Origin of the sequence: Roseateles aquae (assembly GCF_032337115.1) — a bacterium.
Lineage (GTDB): Bacteria > Pseudomonadota > Gammaproteobacteria > Burkholderiales > Burkholderiaceae_C > Roseateles_C > Roseateles_C aquae.
This window is the reverse complement of sequence record NZ_JAVXZY010000009.1, coordinates 18,921-34,144: the sequence shown is the minus strand read 5'-3', so window position 1 is coordinate 34,144 and position 15,224 is coordinate 18,921. Positions and strand designations below refer to the sequence as shown.

The window sequence follows — 15,224 nt, the reverse complement described above, 5'->3', positions numbered from 1 at the left end:
GACGCCCGGCAGTGAGGCTTAAAAGTCGACCGCCTTGGTGCGCAGGCCGCGAGCGATCAGCGTCGCGTTGATCAGCTGGGCCTCTTCACGGCTGGCAAAGGGCCAGACGGCGGCCCGCCAGCCTTCCGGCGTCTCGAACACCTGGGCTTGCAGGCTGCTGGAGTCGCGCAGGGTCGCGCCCACGGTGGTGCGCATGCGCAGCAGCAGCGATTCGGCCTCGGCGCGGCTGGGCACCGGCTGGGCCACCAGCGCGACCTGACGACCCTCATCGGCCGCGGCGGCCTTGCCGGCCGGCTTGCCTTCCAAGGCTTTGACGGCATCGCGTCGAGCGGGCTCGGTGGACTTCGTGCTGGCCCTCTCGCTGGCCTTTTCTGACGACTTCTCGTCGGTCGCGGCCGGCTTTCTCTCAGCGCCGCGCTCTGCACTTCTGGCGGATGGCTTGTCGACAGCCTTGGTCGCTGGCTTGTCAGTTGCGTTGTCTTCGCCCTTGCCGCTGCTCTTGCCGGCCGCCTCGGCCATCCGCGGCCGGCCAGGGCCCAGATGCGGACGGATATCGGGCGCATTCGGATCGTTGGGCGGCAGCGCCGAAGCGGGGACGCCGGGCTTGACCATGCTGGCCGCGGGCGCGGCGGCAACAGGCGGCGTCGCGGCGCTGGCGACGGGGGCAGGGGCGGGCGTCGCGGTGGCTGTGATGGGGACGGGGACGGCAACACTGGCGCCGTTGCTGGGCGCACTGGCCGCCTCAACAGCACTCGCTACCGCACTGGCCGGCTCAGGCGGGCTGCTGGCAGCCATGGGCGGTGCAGAGGCGGCGGGCAGGACAGCGCTGGCGGCTGCACTTGCTGCTGTAGCCACGGTAGGAGCCGTGGGCGTGGCAATTGGTGCGCGCCGCTGGCTTGGCTGGGTCAGCAGCACCGCGGCCACACCCAGGCCCAGCGCGACGGCAAAGGCGGCCATGCCCAGGCGCAGCGGATGCAGGCAGCGTGGGCCGATGAAATGAAGCTTCTGCCCGGCGCCTTCGGCCAGCAGCACACGGCTCTTGGCCGGGCCGGCCTCGATGGCGGCGCTGAGCAGGTAGACCTCGCAGGGCCAGGCGCCGGCCACGCTGCCGTCGCCGGCAGCCAGGCTGTCGTCAACCGCAATCTGGCGCTGCGGCAGCTTGCCCGAGCCGGGCTGCTGGCGGTAGCCATAGCGATCGGCAAAGCGGGCCACATCGCGCGCGCTCAGGCCAACCAGGAATTGCTCGCTGAAGGCCGGCCATTGGCTCTTGTTGGTCTTCTTGCCGCCTGGCAGCAGGGCGCGCAGGGCTGCCAGCAGCCTTTGCGGCAGCGACGGCCGTGCTTCGGTGAAATGAGCCGGATGGTCGGCATCGGCGGCCATGGCCTCGAAGGCGGCGGCAGCCTCACTATGGGCGGGGTCGTCGACCAGATCCACAGCCGGCTCGACGGGCGGCTCGACGGGCATCTCAGGCCGCCCGGCGCGCATATAGGGCAGCGCGATCACACCGATGGTGTGCACATCGGCCGGCTTGATGCGGCGCGCCAGCGGGTGTCGGTTGTGCCAGGCTGCCAGTTGCTGGGCGATGCGGTTCAGCAGCATGTGGTCGTGCGGCGTCACCTGGGCGGTGAGCAGCGGAGGGGCCGTGGCTGAATCGTCTGTCTGCATGGAGGCTTGGTTGCAAGGGCAGGGCGGGCAGCTGCGCTACAGATCCTGGCAGGACCGGCCCTGCGCCCGGGCCGCTATTGTGACGGTAACCTTGACGCCAGCTTTGACGCCAGCTTTGACGCCAGCTTTGACGCCAGCTTTGACGCCAGCTTTGACGCCAGCTTTGACGCCACCGGCGACGGCGCAGGTCTCGACGCTGCCCGCACTTTGCGCCAGCGCGCCGCGCGGCACTCGCGGGAGAAGCGGCCGGGAATGACGGAAAATCGAGCTTTGCCCCCGGGTCTTGCGGCCGCAGCTATGTTCACCTCCCTCATTGATGGTCCAACGGCGCCGGCCGACGCTCCTTCGCGCTTCATGCGCCTGCTGGCTCTGGCGCTGCAGGCCCAGACCCTGGTCAAGCTCAAGCTCGGCAAGCCGCTCGGCGACGACGACGGGCTGGACCATCTGCAGGTGCGCGAGATCCTGTTGCGCGGCGAGCGCCAGCTGAGCCTGCTGTGGCGCTACCGCACCAAGGATGTGACCAAGAACCACAGCCTGGACGAGGGCCTCGGCCTGCTGCAATCGCTGTTGGGCACGCGCTTTGCCCACGCCCACCTGATCACGCGCCATGAGGATGTGCAGCTGGCCTACAGCCGCAAGGGCCGGCCGACGCTGCGGGTTGGCAAGCTGGCCGCCCCTGTTGATGTGCCCGTGACCGGCGGCGCCGGCCATGACAAGGACAAGCAGCGCTACCTCGATCTGCAAAAGCCGTTCTGGCTTGATCTGGGACTGGCTCAGCAGGTTCGCGGCGAGCAGCAGCTGGTGCCGGCGATGGCGCGCAAATGGAAGCAGATCAACAAATTCATCGAGATCTTTGCCGCGGCGCTGAAGAGCTCCGGCCTGGACCAGCGCGACGCCGTCCATGTGGCCGACTTTGGCTCCGGCAAGGGCTATCTGACCTTTGCGATGCATGACTGGCTGCGCCAGCTGGGCAAGGACGCGCAGGTGACCGGCGTCGAGCTGCGCGAGGACATGGTGCGCCTCTGCGGCGATGCCGCGGCCCGTCACGGCCTCAATGGCGTGGCCGGGCTGCGTTTTGATCAAGGCGATGTGCGCTCCTACACGCCGGCGCGAATCGACGTGATGATCGCGCTGCATGCCTGCGACATCGCCACCGACTACGCCATCCATCTGGGGCTGCGCGCCGGGGCCCAGGTCATCATGTGCTCACCCTGCTGCCACAAGCAGCTGCGGCCGCAGATGAAGAGCCCGGCCTTGCTAAAGCCGCTTTTGCAGCATGGCATCCATCTGGGCCAGGAGGCCGAGATGGTGACCGATGGCCTGCGCGCGCTGCTGCTCGATGCCGAGGGCTACGACACCCAGGTGTTCGAGTTCGTCGCGCTGGAGCACACCAGCAAGAACAAGATGATTCTGGCCGTGCGCCGCAACACACCGGCCAGCGCCGAGCACCGGGCGGCCGTGCTGGCACAGATCGACGACATCAAGCGTTTCTACGGCATTCGCGAGCAGGCCTTGCAGAGCCTGCTGGCGGCCTGAGCGCCGGCCGGCACATCAGGACTCAGGCCTCGCGTTCGAGCACCTGCCAGGACAGGCGCGAGACCGCGATCAGCAGCAGGCCGCCCAGCAAGGGCACCAGCCACAGCAGCGCCTCCGCGGCATGCATCAGCGGCGGCAGGCTCGCCAGCCCGTCCATCCATTTGCGCAGGTAGATCAGCAACAGCAGCAGCGCCGTCGCCGGTACGAGGCTGGCGAGGCGGCCCGCTTCGCGGCCCAGCACCTCGCGCGCCGCCAGCAGGAACAGGCCCGAGCTGACGAAGACCAGGGTGAAGAAGGTCTGCATCAGCGACAGGCCCTCGCCGAAGCTGTCCTTGTAGGCCCAGCAGGGCAGCCAGGCCAGGCAGCACAGGCCCAGCACCAGGGCCGATTTGCGTGCCCGGCCCACCGTCTTGGCGTCGCTCATCGCATTGCCGCTGGGGGGCTTCATCTTGTGCAGCAGGGCCAGCGACAGGACGCCGGTGACCGCATCAATCAGCAGGGTCATCTGATAACCAAAGGCCTCGGCGACCACCCCTTGCCAGGTCGCCGCAATGGCGATGGCCAGATTGCCCATGGCCATATAGGCCGTGAACTGGGTCGCGGCGACACGCGGGTTGGTCACGTCCATGAACGCGGCGGCCCGCGTGCCGTACATCAGGCCATTGAACGCGCTGTAAGAAATCGTTGCCAGCCACAGCGCGGAGATCAACTCCGGGATGGGCGCACTTCCGGCCGGGCGGGGCATGTCGTAACCATGCTGACGCATCACCGCCCACAGATAGATGACGGGCACGCTCATCAGCGCGGTGTAGACGAACAGCGTCAGCCGGCGACCCAGCTTGTCGGAGAGGTAGCCGCCGATCACCATGCACAGGCCGGTCACCACCATGGTCCACAGATTCAGCCAGGCGACGGCGTCATCGTCCATGCCGAATTCGACAGCCAGGTTCGATTGCAGGGCCAGGCCCAGTGCCATCGCGCCGGCCGGCAGCAGCGCGAAGAACACACCGCTGAAGGCGCCTTCTGAACCAATGAAAGAGCGGAACGATTGCACCGCAAACTGGCGCATCTCGGCACCGGCGGCACGCAGGCCGCTGGCACGTACAGCCTCTTCCATCTGGCTGACCACGGCCTCCTTCATCGGCAGCACGACCAGCACCGTCACCGCCAGGATGGCGGCCGCCACCATCACGAAGCTGGGCTGGAAGCCGATCACGCTCATCAGGAACAGCACGCCGCTGCCACCGATGGCCTGCCCCAGACTGGCGCCGGCAAACATCAGCCCGTTGGCCAGGCCCCGTTCATCCTCGGCCAAGGTGTTGCAGGCCAGCGAGTCGATTGCCACATCCTGCATGCCGCCAAAGGTGTTGTGCACCAGCAGCATGGTGGTGAACAGGCCCAGCGCCGCCGGCAGCGGCACGGCCACCAGCGCCATCAGGCTGGCCGCCATCAGCACCTGGGTGGCGATGATCCAGGCGCGGCGATGGCCCCAGCGTTTGGAGCGGAACACGTCGATGAAGGGGCCGAAGGCCCATTTGAAGGCCCAGGGAATGTAGAAGGAGCCGACGAAGGCGCCGATCTCGGCCGGGCCCACGCCCATGCGGCGCAGCTGCGTGGCGACCGCTACCGTTGCGAAGCCCAGTGGAATGCCCTCGGTCACATACAGCAGGAAAAAGGCAGCCAGGCGCCCGTTCTTGCTTCCCAGCAGGTTTGGAAGTCTCATTCTTGCCGCGCCGTCGTGCAGCGCGCCCTCATCCGGTGAAGCGGCGGATTATCCCGGGGCCCAGGCTCGCGGCAATGCAGATCATCCCGCCCTGCCGGAAGCCACCGTGCCAAGAGTAGGTGCCAGACGATGTGGAGGCGCAAAAACCGACCACAGAGCCACGGAGCCACAGAGGAAACACAGAGCCAAAGCGCTTTGAATTCCTCCGTGACTCTGTGTCTCTGTGGTCGGGTTCCTGATGAGGGCCTGGCCTGTTTCATGGCACTTCGCGCCGTAACTTGCCAGGCGCGCAAAAAAGGCGGCCCCGGGTGGGGCCGCCGCAAGAGCGCGACAACATCGCCCATGGACAGGGCCGTCTCCGGCCTGTGGGGCTGCGATGTGAATGCGAAGCGCTGGGTGCGCATGGCGAGGCAAGCTGCCGGCTTGAGACCGGCGGCCCGCAGCCTGGGCGCTTGGGAATCAGCTTGACGACACGAGCCTGGGCGGGCCGAAGCTGCCGGCTTCGTCTTCACACGCAGGGCTGAGGAGCGGCGTGGCCAGCAGGGCTGGAGGCGGGCGGTGGGCAGCAGGGCGTTGCGTCATGGCTTGTATCTTCGCTGCTGCGCCGCGGGCAAAAGCGCCAAGAACCGGCGCCAAAGCTTGCCATCTGTTTGGCCTGCTTTTACCGCCAATTTCCAGTCGCGTGACTCAGTGTTGATGCTCGCCGGCCGCCTCGGGCTTCTTCAGCATCAAGAGCACCGCCGGCGCCTTCAGGCCCTTGGTCGAACTGCCGCTGGCGGGCTGCTCGGCCCAGAACCATTCGCCTTGCTGGCAGCTCTGGCGCACCTTGAACCACAGCGGGCCCGGCGTCTCCGGCAGGCTGCCGCGCAGCACGAACTCGTCATACCAGGCGTCCTGCAGGTAGCTGGCCTCGCTGCTGGCAGTCCACACCAGTTCGACGACGTCTTCGCTGATGGTCTTGCCGTGGCTCTCATACGGCGTGGTCAGCTTGTCCTTGCGGATGGCGAGCGTCCAGCCCGGCTTGGGCTGGGGCTTGGCGCCACGGAAGCCGGCCGGCAACTGCACGCTGATGCGGGTGGTGGCACTGCCGTCGCAGCCGTGGCCGACCTTGAACACGGCCTTGTAGGGGCTGCCGGCGATGGCCTCGCCCTGTTCCAGCGTGACGTGGGCCTGTGCATGGCCCAGCAGGGCTGCCAGGCCGAAGGTGAGGAGATGTTGGATGGGGGTCATGTCTTGCCTCCTGAGCAGCTGGTTCACAGATCGAAGCGCAGTTCGGCGTTGAAGCTGCGTTGCGGATAGGGGTGGAAGTTCCAGAACTGGTAGTTGTTCAGGTTGTCGATGCCGGCGGCGACGGTCCATTGCTTGGCGGCTTTCCAGACCACGCGCAGATCGGTGCTGAAGAACTTGGAGAAGCCCTGGTAGGCAAAGCCGTTGGGGTCGCTGTTGTTCAAGGTGCCCCATTGATTGCCCGAGTAGCGCAGGCCGTAGCTGGCGCTCAGGCTCGGGCTCAGCGCGTAGCTGAGCATGGCGCTGGCCCGCCATTTGGGCACGCGTGGCTGCTGCTTGCCGATGGTGTCGCCGGGCGTGCTCACGAAGCCGTCGTTGGCCAGGATCTTGGAGTCGGCATAGGTGAGGCTGCCTTGCAGATCCAGGCCCTTCAACAACACATCGCTGCTTTGATAGGCCAGCTCCAGGCCGATGGTGCGGATGCGGCCAATGTTTTGCGTGCTGCTGACGAACTTGCCCGGCGCCCATTCGGTTTGCTGCGAATAGAGCGCGTCACGGGTGTCCTCGTGGAACAGCGTGCTGCGCAGCTGCTGATCGCCCTGGCTCCAGATGGCGCTGGCTTCGCTGGTCCAGCCCTGTTCGGGCTTCAGGTTTGGGTTGGTGACCGGATCATTGGGCGTGTAGTTGCCGCTGCTGTTGCTGCCGCCCTGGAACAGCTCGCCCACGGTGGGCATGCGCACCGCGCGACCGGTGGCCAGCTTCAGCGACCAGTCGCTACTGAGCTCATAGCCCAAGGCGGCCTTGGGCGAGAGGTAGCGCTCGACACGATCCTGGTAGCCGAGCGTCTTCAGATCGGCCGTGGTCTTGGCGCCCTCGAACGCATGCCATTCCTCGGCGCGCAGGCCCAGCACGGCCTTGAGCTTGCCGTCGACCTGCCAGGCATCCTGGGCCCAGGCGCTGCGCAGCTGGGTCTTGCCGACGAAGGCCAGGAAGAGCTTGTTGCCCGCGGCCTCGGCGCTGTCGCTGAGCCAGTTGCCGTTGAGATCGGTCTGGCGCTGCTGCCAGCGGTAGCTTTCCTGTTGCAGGCCGCCTTCGATCACATGGGCGCTGCCCGCCGGGCGCCAGACGCCCTTGGCGGCCAAGGTGCGCCAGCCGGTGCCGGCCAGATCGCTCAGGCGGCCCGGGCCGCCGTCATCGGCGGCCGGCTTGGCCAGGCTCTTGGGCGCATTGGGTGCACGCGAGTCGTCCTGGCGGTAGTCGTACTGCGAGGCGGCCAGTTCGAAGTCGAAGGCGCCGCGGGTATTGCTCTTCAGCGTCAGGCCCTGCATCAGGTGCTCAAGCCTGTCGCGGTTCTGGTTGAAGTCGGTCGCGGCCAGCGTGTACTTTTTGCCGCCGATGGCGATGGCACCCGGGCCGTAGACCGTCTTGCCGCTGGCGTCGCGCAGCCAGCTCTCGCTCTGGCCCTCGCTGCGGTTCTGCCACAGCGAGGCCAGATAGCTCAGGCGCAGCTGCGGTGTGAGGTCCAGCGCCAGCTTCAGCTTGGCGTGGTCCTGCTTGCTGTGGTACTGCGTGCCAGCGCCGAGCATCTGCCAGGGCACATTGCTCTTGTCAGCGCCCAGCACATTGCCGCTGACGACGGTGTCGGCGCTGCCGGCGGCGCTGCTCGAGACCGGCTTGGTGATGAAGGTCAGCGGTTGACCATCGCTGTCCAGATGGTTGAGGTTCAGCCACCACGTGAAGTTGCCGTAGCGGTCGCCCAGTGAGGCACTGGCCTGACTGCCGCCATAGGTCTTCTTGCTGTTGTAGAGCGAGAAGGGCTGGCTGAAGACGCTCAGCTTGGCATGGGCCTCGAAGGCCTTGGGCATGCGGGTTTGGTAGTCCACCACGGCGCCGACCGAATTGCCGGCATAGGCGGGCGAGAAAGGGCCGTAGAGCACGTCGACGCGCTCGATCTCCTCGGGCGTCACCAGCGCCCAGCGCGGCGTGAAGGTGGCGCCGTTGCCGAGCAGATTGGACAGCGGGATGCCATCGGCGTAGACCAGCGAGCGGGCGCTGTTGCCGGTGCCGGAGGCGCGGGTCGAGAGCACGGCGTGGTTGTAGTCGCCGATATAGCGCTTGCGCACCAGCAGGCTGGGCAGGTATTTGAGGGCGTCTTCGGCGTCGGTGGCGTTGATCGTCTTGGCGATCTCGGCGGCGTTGAGGCCTTCGATGGTGGTGGGAATGGTGGTCGGCAGCGAGGTCGGTGCGCTGCCGTTGACGACGACGATGCCGAGGCGGCGCAGCGCATCGGGTTCGGTGCTGGCGAATTCCTGTGCCAGGGCGGGCACGGCCGCCAGCAGGGCGGCCATGGCAATAGCATGGCGGGACGCACGCGGGGCGGCGCCGGAGAGTGATTTCTTCATGATGATCTGAGGCGATGGCTGCCCGTGGCAGCCCAAAAAACCTGCTGTGCCGGCGCCCAGGCGCGGGGCAGCAGCGCACGGGCCGGGCGCTTGAACCAAGCGCAGACAGCCCGACGATTCAAGGCTTCAGATCAGGGATGGCGGGGCGCGGGACTGGCCGGGCAGCCAGACCGGGTTGGTGACCGCAGCGCTGAAAAAGCGCTCGGGCATGGCCTGGCTCGGTTCGAGGCGGGCCGGCAGCGCCAGGCCGGTGGCCGGCGGCGGGGCCAGGTCTTGCGCCTGCGCGGCGCAGCTGGGGCAATGTTCGAACAGGCCGTGGACGGACTCCTTGTCCTTGGCCGCGCGGGCCGCCAGGATGGACGCTTGCGCCCGCGGCGAGACGACGCTGGCGCGGCAGACCTGGCTCCAGGCCAGCGCGTCGCCGCGCGACCAGGCCAGCGCCTGCGAGACCGCCGGCGCCAGCGTCGCCAGCAGCAGGGCCGCGAGGACCAGCCAGCGTTGCAGGGCACAGGGGCGGGCGCGCATAGAAAAATCAGCTCAGCTCAGTGGGCGGACGGGCTCAGTGCACTGCCGGCATCGTGCCGAGCTGGCGAGCCGGCACCTGCAGCTCCAGGGTTTGGCGTTGGCGGGCGGCATCTTCAAACACCAGGCTCAGCGGCACCAGATCGCCGGCGGCGATGGGGCGCTTTAGATCCATCAGCATCAGGTGCAGGCCGCCGGGCTTGAGCTCGACGGGCTTGCCGGCCTGCAGCGCCAGCACGGGCAGGGCACGCATCTTCATCGTGCTGCCGTCCATCACCATCTCGTGCACCTCGGCGATGCCGGCCACCGGCGAGCTCAGCTCGACCAGTCGCGCGTCCTTGGCCGCGGTCAGCGTCAGGAAGACACCGGTGGCCTTTTGCTGCGCCACCGTGGCCCGCGCCCAGGCCTGGCTGGCTTGTACCTGGGCCTGAACCATGCCGCTGAACAGCAAAGCGGAGAACAGGGCAAGGCAGGGCAGGCGTTTGGACATGAAGGCTCTCGATCAGGGCGGCGGCCCAGTAGGAACAGGCGCGGATTGTAGGCGGGGCACCAGGGGCGGGCTTGACGATGCTCAAGCCTGCCGGGCTTCCTGGCGCTCGGCACCGGCCACCGGCAGGCCGTAGCGGCGCAGTGCCTCGCGCCAGGCGGGGTCGCTGCCCATTTGCGCGGCGGCGTCGAGCAGCCACTCGCGCAGGCCGTCGGGCAATAGCGGCGAGAGCATCAGATGGCGTTGATAGCGCATCCGTGGCTTCAGCGATACCTGCAACTGCTCGTCAAATTCGGGAAAGCGCTGGCGCCACCAGGGCAGGCCGCTGCGCGACAGGAAGATGGCATCCACCCGGCCGGCCAGCAGCATGCGCAGATTGGCTTCCTGGGTGAAGGAGTCAAAGCGGCGCAGCTCGCCACGCTCGGCCAGCGGGTCGGCGTCGGCGTAGACATGGCCGAACACACCGCCCAGCGTGCGGCCACGCAGCGAAGCCATGCCGTCGAACAGCAGCGGGTTGCGGCGCAGCGATAGCACCAGGTCTTCATCGTCCAGCACCGGGGCCGACCAGACGAAGAGCTTGCGATCGGGGTCTTTGAACCAGCTCGGCGCCACCCAGGGCACCAGGCCCGACCAGCCCGGAGCCTCGACCCGGGCGTTGACGCGGCGGCGCGGCAGCACTTCCAGCTCGCAGCTGTCCAGCGGGCTGTCGCTGCGCTGGCGCAGCCAGGCCTGCAGCTCGAAATTCAGCCCCTCGTGCGGGCCGGTGCTGAAAGGCGGGTAGTCGTAATAGCTGAGCAGGCTCAGCGAGCCGCGCGGCACGGGCCCGCGACCCTGGGCCAGACTCAGGGCCGGGCCCATCAGCAGGGCAGCAGCGATCAGGGCTTCACGACGGGTGGTCACGGCATCCTTGCGGCTCAGGCAAGCCCCAAGTGTGGCACGAAGCCGGGCCGCCAAAACCATCAATTGGGCGGTCTGTACCGCCTCAATCGCGCTTTCACTCGGGCCTTCTGTCAGGCTTTCAGCAGCTCGGCCAGCGTGCGCGCCACGACCTTGGTGGCGCGGCGCAGGTCGTCCAGCTGCAGATGCTCATCGGCGCGTTTGGCATTGGATTCCAGCACCGTGCGCGGCCCGGCGCCGTAAATCGCCGCGGGGATGCCGTAGGCGCCATAGAGCCGCACATCGGTGTACAGCGGCGTGCCCGAGGTCGGGATGGGCTCGCCAAAGACGGCCTCGCCATGCTTTTGCAAGGCGGCGACCAGTGCCGCATTGCCGGGCAGGGGCTGCAGGCTCTTGGCCAGCAGCAGGCGGCGGATTTCGATGCTGATGCCGGGCTGGGCGGCAGCCGTGCGCTCGATCAGGGCGCGGACCTCGGCCTCGACGGCGACCGGGTCTTCCTCGGGAATCATCCGGCGGTCCAGCTTGATCACGACCTTGCCGGGCACGACATTGGTATTGCTGCCCCCCTCGATGCGGCCGACGTTCAGATAGGGATGGCTGATGCCCGGCACCTGGCTGCAGATCTGGCGGTAGCGCTGGTTCTCGGCATAGAGCGCGTTGAGGATGGCGACCGCGCCTTGCAGCGCATCGACGCCGGTGTGCGGAATCGCGGCGTGGGCCTGCTTGCCATGCACCGTCACTTCCAGCTGCAGGCAGCCGTTGTGGGCGGTGACGACCTGATAGCTGAAGCCCGCGGCGATCAGCAGGTTCGGCCGCGTCAGGCCCTGGGCGAGCAGCCAGCCGGGGCCCAGCTCGCCGCCGAATTCCTCGTCGTAGGTGAAGTGCAGCTCGACGCTGCCTTTCAGCGGCAGACCGAGCGATTCCAGCGCTCGCAGCGCAAAGGTGTAGCTGGCGAAATCGCTCTTGCTGACGGCGGCGGCACGGCCGTAGAGCTTGCCGTCCACGAGCTCGCCGCTGTAGGGGCCATGGCGCCAGCCTTCGCCGGGCGGCACGACATCGCCATGCGCATTCAAGGCAATCACCGGCCCCTGCTCGGCGAAGCGGCGGCGCACGATCAGATTGGTGATGCTCTGCATGCCCTGGGCCTGGACCTGCGCCGCCGGCACCGGGTGCTGCTCGGCGGGCAGACCCATCTCGGCCAGCAGCCGGGCGGTCAGCTCGGCATGGGGCGCGTTGTTGCCGGGCGGGGTGTCGGTGGGCTGCTGCACCAGCGCCTGCAGAAAGCGCACTTCTTCGTCGAAATGGGCATCGACCCATTGATCCAGCCGTGCAAAGCTGTCCTTGCTGAGTTCGCTCATCTGAAGTCCTTGGCGAGTTGCTCGAGCAGCGCCTGGAAGGCCTGCACGCAGAGTTCGCTGTCGTCGTTGCTGATCGATTCCAGCGGGTTGTGGCTGATGCCGCCATTGCCGCCGCGCAGGAACAGCATGGCCTGCGGCAAGGCCTCGTGCAGCTTCATCGCATCGTGGCCGGCGCCGGAGGGCAGGCGGTGCAGCGGCAGGCCCAGGCTCAGCACGGCGGCTTCCCAGCGCGCTTGCCAGCGTGGGTCGCTGGGTGCGGCCGGGGCGGCCAAGGTGGGCGTCAGCTGCACATGCAAACCGCGGCGGGCGCAGATGTCGTCCAGCTTGGCCAGCACATCGTCAGTGAGTGCGTCGCGGGCGGCGTCGGTGGTGGCGCGCAGGTCCAGGCTGAAGCGGCAGCGGCCCGGCACGACGTTGATCGATCCGCCGGGCACTTCGAGCAGCCCGATTGTGCCGACCCCATCGGGCACGGCCGCGGCGCGCTGCTCCACATACAGCATCAGTTCGGCCACCGCCACCGCCGCATCGCGCCGGCGGCCCATCGGCGTGGTGCCGGCATGGCTGGCCTGCCCGATGACCTCGCCGGTGTAGCGCTTGCTGCCATTGATGGAGCTGACGACGCCCAGCGGCAGGTCCAGCGCATTGAGCACCGGGCCCTGCTCGATATGAACCTCGACGAAGCCCAGGTAGCGGGCCGGATCGCGTCGCAGCGCCGCGATGGCCGCCATATCGCCGGGCAGGCCGGCGGCCAGCATGGCCTCGCGCATGGCGATGCCTTGCTCGTCTCGCTGGGCCAGCCAGGCGGGGTCGAACTGACCGACCAGGGCGCCGGAGCCCAGAAAGGTCGCGGCATAGCGCTGGCCTTCTTCCTCGGCAAAGCCGATCACCTCGATGGCGAAGGGCAGGCGGCGGCCGGCGCGGTGCAGCTCGCGCACGCAGGCCATGGGCACCAGAATGCCCAGCCGGCCGTCGTACTTGCCGGCATTGCGCACGGTGTCGTAGTGGCTGCCGGTCAGCAGCCGCGGCGCGGCCGCGTCATTGCCGTGGTAGAGCCCGACGACATTGCCGACCGCATCGATCTGCACCTCGTCAAAGCCGCAGTCCTGCCGCATCCAGTCGCGCAGTTGTGCGGCCACGGCCTGGTGGGCCGCGCTGAGGTAGGTGACGGTCAGCTGGCCCTGCTCCTGGTAGCCAGGCTCGCTGTGCACGGCCAGTTGCTCGGCCCAGTCCCAGACCTGATTGCCCAAGTGCGGCGTGACGCCGAACTTGTCGTTCAAGCGGATTTCAGCGATGCGGTGGATATTGCGCAGGCACTCGGCCAGTTCCTCGTCCGGCTGCGACTCGAGCCGGCGCGCGAAGGTGGCGATGATGTGCTCGCGACTCAGGCCGAGGCCGCGGGGGCCGCGCACTGCCAGGATGAAAGGCCAGCCGAAGCGCTTGTTGTAGTCACGGTTGAGCTGCTGCAGCCGCTCGAATTCCTCGGGCGAGCAATCGGTCAGGCCGGCCTTGCTCTGCTCGTGGCTGGACTCGGCCGTCAGCGTCCTACTGACCATGGCCTTGCCGGCCAGCTCCGGGTGGGCGCGAATCAGGCCCAGCTGTTCCGCGCGCGTGGCGCCGCGAACGACGCCGGCCAGGGCCGCCTTCAGCTGTGCCAGGCTGGCAAAGCCGGTGGGCGGGCGCTGTGCGGCTGCCCGTTCAGCGATCCAGGGCGAGTGCTCATAGATGCCGTCGAGCAGGGCGACGAAGCCGGCCGTGTCTGCGGCATTGAGTTGATCCAGCGTCATTCCCATACAAAGGCGGTCTCGCTGTCAAAGGGGTGAACGGCGCGCCAGTGGCGGGCGATGTCGATGCGGCGGCAGATCCAGACCTGTTCGTGGCGCTGCACGTGGTCCAGAAAACGCTGCAGCGCACGCAGCCGGCCAGGCCGACCGAGCAGCCGGCAGTGCATGCCGATGCTCATCATCTTCGGGGCCTCGGCACCCTCGGCGTAGAGCACGTCGAAGCTGTCGCGCAGGTAGTTGAAGAACTCGTCGCCATGGCTGAAGCCCTGTGGCAGTGCAAAGCGCATGTCATTGCAGTCCAGCGTGTAGGGCACGACCAGCCGCGGCGCCAGGCTGCCATCGCTCTTTCGCACGTTCAGCCAGAAGGGCAGGTCGTCGCCGTAGTAATCGCTGTCGTACTCGAAGCCGCCATGGTCGGCCACCAGGCGGCGGGTGTTGGGGCTGTCGCGGCCGGTGTACCAGCCCAGGGCGCGGTGCCCGGTCAGCTGTTCGATGATGGCCATGGCTTCGTTCATGTGCTGACGCTCGGTATCGGCGTCCATGCCCTGATAGTGAATCCAGCGCCAGCCATGGCAGGCGATCTCGTGGCCGAGTTCGACGAAGGCTTGTGTCAGCTCAGGGTGGCGTTGCAAGGCCATCGAAACGCCGAATACCGTCAGCGGCAGCTGGCGCCGTTCGAACTCTCGCAGCAGGCGCCAGACGCCAACGCGTGAGCCGTATTCGTAGATGCCTTCCATGCTGAGATGGCGGGCCGCGTAGCTGGCCGGGTTGAACATCTCGGAGAGGAATTGCTCGCTGCCGGCATCGCCATGCAGCACCGAGTTCTCGCCGCCTTCCTCGTAGTTCAGCACGAACTGCACGGCGATGCGGGCCTGGCCCGGCCATTGCGCCTGCGGGGGAGTGCGGCCATAGCCGATCAGATCGCGGGGGTAGCGTGGGGTCGTCATGTCTTCAATACCGCCTTCAAATCCTGCACCCGCGGCTTGAGCCGCAGATTGGCTTCAACATTGCCCAGGTGGGCCTGCATCAGCTTGACCAGGCCGCGTGAGTCGCCGGCCTCCAGCGCATCGACGATGGCCTCGTGCTCGGCCTGCGACTCGGCCGCTGAATGCGAGCTCTGGTACATCAGCGCGATCAGCGAGCAGCGCGACAGCAGCTCGGTGAGCAGCTGGGCCAGCACCTCATTGCCCTGCATGCGTGCCAGCAGCACATGGAAGTCGGCCAGCAGCCGGGTGCGGCCGCTGACATCGGTGCGCGCGATCGCCGCGCGCTCCAGCTTCAGATGCGCGCGCAGCTGCTTGATCTGCGCCGCGCTGATGCTTTTGCTGAGGCTCACCAGCATCTGCGTTTCCAGCATCTGGCGCACCGCGAAGACCTGGCGCGCTTCCTCGACGCTGGGCTCGGCCACATAGGCGCCGCGCGCCGGCGTCAGCGTCACCAGCCGGTCGCGGCTGAGCTGGTTGAGCGCCTGGCGGACGAGGGTGCGCGACACGCCGTAGATCTCGGCCAGCTTTTGCTCCGCGAGCTTGGTGCCGGGCATCAGCCGCCGCTCGACGATGGCCTCGGTGATCGAGGCGGCGATGCGCTCGGTGCTGCTTTCTGGAGGGCTCAGGCTGCTCATGATGT

Annotated in this window: 12 protein-coding genes; 1 reads left to right on the top strand and 11 read right to left on the bottom strand. The window is 67.7% G+C overall.

Features of this window, described 5'->3' with window-relative positions; all coding sequences use genetic code 11:
- Window positions 1–18 precede the first annotated feature (18 nt).
- The gene (locus RQP53_RS19135; protein WP_315652292.1) at window positions 19–1,665 is read right to left on the bottom strand and encodes a hypothetical protein; all 1,647 of its coding nucleotides are present in this window, start codon (window positions 1,663–1,665) and stop codon (window positions 19–21) included.
- A 297-nt stretch (window positions 1,666–1,962) separates the two neighbouring features.
- On the opposite strand from RQP53_RS19135, the gene RQP53_RS19130 reads away from it, so the two are divergent.
- Complete coding sequence (locus RQP53_RS19130) at window positions 1,963–3,201, top strand: class I SAM-dependent methyltransferase (protein ID WP_315652291.1); 1,239 nt, start codon at window positions 1,963–1,965, stop codon at window positions 3,199–3,201.
- 22 nt (window positions 3,202–3,223) lie between these two features.
- Here RQP53_RS19130 and RQP53_RS19125 read toward each other — a convergent pair whose 3' ends face one another.
- The 10 genes from RQP53_RS19125 to RQP53_RS19080 all read right to left on the bottom strand — a co-directional run bounded on the left by RQP53_RS19125 (window position 3,224) and on the right by RQP53_RS19080 (window position 15,219).
- Window positions 3,224–4,924 carry an MFS transporter gene (locus tag RQP53_RS19125; RefSeq protein ID WP_315652290.1) on the bottom strand — a complete coding sequence of 567 codons (1,701 nt, stop codon included), beginning with the start codon at window positions 4,922–4,924 and terminating at the stop codon, window positions 3,224–3,226.
- 687 nt (window positions 4,925–5,611) lie between these two features.
- Window positions 5,612–6,154 carry a YcnI family copper-binding membrane protein gene (locus tag RQP53_RS19120; RefSeq protein WP_315652289.1) on the bottom strand — a complete coding sequence of 181 codons (543 nt, stop codon included), beginning with the start codon at window positions 6,152–6,154 and terminating at the stop codon, window positions 5,612–5,614.
- A gap of 23 nt (window positions 6,155–6,177) precedes the next feature.
- On the bottom strand, window positions 6,178–8,553 hold the full coding sequence (locus tag RQP53_RS19115; RefSeq protein WP_315652288.1) for a TonB-dependent receptor: 2,376 nt from the start codon (window positions 8,551–8,553) through the stop codon (window positions 6,178–6,180).
- 126 nt (window positions 8,554–8,679) lie between these two features.
- On the bottom strand, window positions 8,680–9,078 hold the full coding sequence (locus RQP53_RS19110) for a DUF2946 family protein (protein WP_315652287.1): 399 nt from the start codon (window positions 9,076–9,078) through the stop codon (window positions 8,680–8,682).
- 34 nt (window positions 9,079–9,112) lie between these two features.
- A complete protein-coding gene (locus RQP53_RS19105) occupies window positions 9,113–9,565 on the bottom strand; it encodes a copper chaperone PCu(A)C (RefSeq protein WP_315652286.1) in 453 nt (150 codons plus the stop codon).
- A gap of 81 nt (window positions 9,566–9,646) precedes the next feature.
- Window positions 9,647–10,462 carry a substrate-binding periplasmic protein gene (locus tag RQP53_RS19100; RefSeq protein WP_315652285.1) on the bottom strand — a complete coding sequence of 272 codons (816 nt, stop codon included), beginning with the start codon at window positions 10,460–10,462 and terminating at the stop codon, window positions 9,647–9,649.
- A 110-nt stretch (window positions 10,463–10,572) separates the two neighbouring features.
- On the bottom strand, window positions 10,573–11,817 hold the full coding sequence (locus tag RQP53_RS19095; RefSeq protein WP_315652284.1) for a M20 family metallopeptidase: 1,245 nt from the start codon (window positions 11,815–11,817) through the stop codon (window positions 10,573–10,575).
- A complete protein-coding gene (gene uraD / locus RQP53_RS19090; RefSeq protein WP_315652283.1) occupies window positions 11,814–13,607 on the bottom strand; it encodes a 2-oxo-4-hydroxy-4-carboxy-5-ureidoimidazoline decarboxylase in 1,794 nt (597 codons plus the stop codon). Before uraD ends, RQP53_RS19095 begins: the two co-directional genes overlap by 4 nt.
- Entirely contained in the window at window positions 13,598–14,545 is a 948-nt protein-coding gene (gene puuE / locus RQP53_RS19085) for an allantoinase PuuE (protein ID WP_315652282.1), read from the bottom strand. The genes uraD and puuE overlap by 10 nt, the downstream gene beginning before the upstream one ends.
- Window positions 14,542–15,219: a GntR family transcriptional regulator gene (locus tag RQP53_RS19080; protein WP_315652281.1), complete on the bottom strand. Its 678-nt coding sequence runs from the start codon at window positions 15,217–15,219 to the stop codon at window positions 14,542–14,544. The genes puuE and RQP53_RS19080 overlap by 4 nt, the downstream gene beginning before the upstream one ends.
- Between the last annotated feature and the right edge of the window lie 5 nt (window positions 15,220–15,224).

Bases quoted from the DNA above. Each gene is read 5' to 3' on its own strand.
- RQP53_RS19095 (WP_315652284.1), bottom strand. From the start codon at position 11,817: ATGAGCGAACTCAGCAAGGACAGCTTTGCACGGCTGGATCAATGGGTC.
- RQP53_RS19125 (WP_315652290.1), bottom strand. From the start codon at position 4,924: ATGAGACTTCCAAACCTGCTGGGAAGCAAGAACGGGCGCCTGGCTGCC.
- RQP53_RS19115 (WP_315652288.1), bottom strand. From the start codon at position 8,553: ATGAAGAAATCACTCTCCGGCGCCGCCCCGCGTGCGTCCCGCCATGCT.
- RQP53_RS19120 (WP_315652289.1), bottom strand. From the start codon at position 6,154: ATGACCCCCATCCAACATCTCCTCACCTTCGGCCTGGCAGCCCTGCTG.
- RQP53_RS19110 (WP_315652287.1), bottom strand. From the start codon at position 9,078: ATGCGCGCCCGCCCCTGTGCCCTGCAACGCTGGCTGGTCCTCGCGGCC.
- RQP53_RS19080 (WP_315652281.1), bottom strand. From the start codon at position 15,219: ATGAGCAGCCTGAGCCCTCCAGAAAGCAGCACCGAGCGCATCGCCGCC.
- RQP53_RS19130 (WP_315652291.1), top strand. From the start codon at position 1,963: ATGTTCACCTCCCTCATTGATGGTCCAACGGCGCCGGCCGACGCTCCT.
- puuE (WP_315652282.1), bottom strand. From the start codon at position 14,545: ATGACGACCCCACGCTACCCCCGCGATCTGATCGGCTATGGCCGCACT.
- RQP53_RS19105 (WP_315652286.1), bottom strand. From the start codon at position 9,565: ATGTCCAAACGCCTGCCCTGCCTTGCCCTGTTCTCCGCTTTGCTGTTC.
- RQP53_RS19135 (WP_315652292.1), bottom strand. From the start codon at position 1,665: ATGCAGACAGACGATTCAGCCACGGCCCCTCCGCTGCTCACCGCCCAG.
- uraD (WP_315652283.1), bottom strand. From the start codon at position 13,607: ATGGGAATGACGCTGGATCAACTCAATGCCGCAGACACGGCCGGCTTC.